The sequence below is a fragment of the Mesorhizobium sp. M7A.F.Ca.AU.002.02.1.1 genome, assembly GCF_003998535.1.
In the GTDB taxonomy this organism is placed as follows: Bacteria; Pseudomonadota; Alphaproteobacteria; order Rhizobiales; family Rhizobiaceae; genus Mesorhizobium; species Mesorhizobium ciceri.
In genome coordinates, this window is the sequence record NZ_RZPB01001063.1 from 1 (window position 1) to 1,679 (window position 1,679).

A 1,679-nucleotide genomic window follows, 5' to 3' on the forward strand; every position below is an offset into this window, starting at 1 on the left:
CTCGATCAGCGTCAGCACATCACATCGTTCACGCAATGATGTCGGGAATGATCTTGTCTTCCAGCGCCATCAGCCGGTCCTTGAGGAACAGCTTCTTCTTCTTCATGCGCTGGATCTGCAGCGGATCGCAGGCCATGGCGATCATCGCGTTGATGGCTGCATCGAAATCGGCGTGTTCCTGCTTCAGGCGGGAAAATTCGAGGCGAATATCGGCCTGTTCCTGATCGGACATTCTCTACCGTCTGCACGTCTGCGGCGCCCAAAGCTGGGCCTGATTGGGCGGGGCCGGGTGTTTTGTCACCGGCGTGCAGCCCATATCACATTTCACAGTGTCGTGGAATGCTACCACGGATCATTCGACATCGCCCGCGGAAGGTGACACACTGTCACCGTGCCGTCACAGAAGCGAACCTGCGGTGGACGCGCCGTGACGGTTGCAATCGAGGAAAACCATGAAAGGGAGAACCAATCATGTCTCTTGCATCCCATCTTGATGAGTTGCAGCGGAAACACGGCGACATCGAACGTGAAATCGATGACGCGATGAATCATCCATCGGTCGACGACCTCGAAATCGTGAATCTTAAGCGACGCAAGCTGGCACTCAAGGACGAGATTGAAAAACTAAGAGGAAAACCGACCACGCATTGATGCCCTCCTGACATAGCCGCGCGGTATCCGCGGCCTCTTTTCCCGGCGGCTCCCCGCCGCCGGCGTGGAGAGGTTTGATTTCCCAGCACGGTCTGTCAGCCGAAGCTGGACTTGCACCCGGCTTAATATCCGCTTCGGCCGTCGCCCGTTTCGCCAGATCATCGATTGTTTTTGGTCGTTGGCGACGTGCCGATTCGGGCCAGTGGCGACCTGTCGCCATTGACAAGCCATCTTTGCTCCTCCACCTCATGCCCGGACCTCAGCGCATCGGCCCGGGGCGTCGTTGTGCGCCCATGCAGGACACAAGATGCTCCAGAGACAAAAGGCTGCCGGCATGACCGGATATTTTTCCTCTCCTTTCCCCCGCCGCACCTCGGTCGGCGTCGATGTCGGCGGCGTGGTCGTCGGCGGCGGCGCGCCCGTTGTCGTCCAATCGATGACCAACACCGACACGGCCGATATCGACCAGACCGTCGCGCAGGTCGCAGCACTGCACCGGGCCGGCTCCGAGATCGTGCGCATCACCGTCGATCGCGACGAGAGTGCCGCCGCCGTACCGCGCATTCATGAGCGGCTTCAGCGGCTTGGCATCAACGTGCCGCTGGTCGGCGATTTCCACTATATCGGCCACAAGCTCTTGGCCGATCACCCGGCCTGCGCCGAGGCGCTGGCCAAATATCGGATCAACCCCGGCAATGTCGGCTTCAAGGACAAGAAGGACCGGCAGTTCGCCGACATCGTCGAGATGGCGATCAGGCATGACAAGCCGGTGCGCATCGGTGTCAACTGGGGCTCGCTCGACCAGGAGCTTTTGACCCGGCTGATGGACGACAACCAGGACAAGGGTTTTCCGCTGACGGCGCAAGAGGTGATGCGCGAGGCGATCGTGCAGTCGGCCATTCTCTCGGCCGAGATGGCGGAAGAGATCGGCCTTGGCCGCGAGAAAATCATCCTGTCGGCCAAGGTCAGCGGCGTGCAGGACCTGATTGCCGTCTATGCCGAGCTCGCCACCCGCTCCAACCATGCAC

At 60.3% G+C, this 1,679-nt stretch carries 3 protein-coding genes; 2 read left to right on the top strand and 1 reads right to left on the bottom strand.

Translation table 11 applies throughout. The features are described from left to right. Positions 1–28: 28 nt before the first annotated feature. On the bottom strand, positions 29–232 hold the full coding sequence (locus tag EN879_RS34990; protein ID WP_013529216.1) for a DUF465 domain-containing protein: 204 nt from the start codon (positions 230–232) through the stop codon (positions 29–31). 239 nt (positions 233–471) lie between these two features. Here EN879_RS34990 and EN879_RS34995 point away from each other — a divergent pair, with 239 nt between their 5' ends. Together EN879_RS34995 and EN879_RS35000 are read left to right on the top strand one after the other, a co-directional pair. Further along, positions 472–651, top strand: coding sequence for a YdcH family protein (locus EN879_RS34995; protein WP_013529217.1), 180 nt, complete (start codon positions 472–474; stop codon positions 649–651). A 334-nt stretch (positions 652–985) separates the two neighbouring features. Further along, positions 986–1,679, top strand: a 694-nt coding sequence (locus EN879_RS35000; protein WP_164774803.1) for a flavodoxin-dependent (E)-4-hydroxy-3-methylbut-2-enyl-diphosphate synthase, incomplete at its 3' end; no start/stop codon positions are given.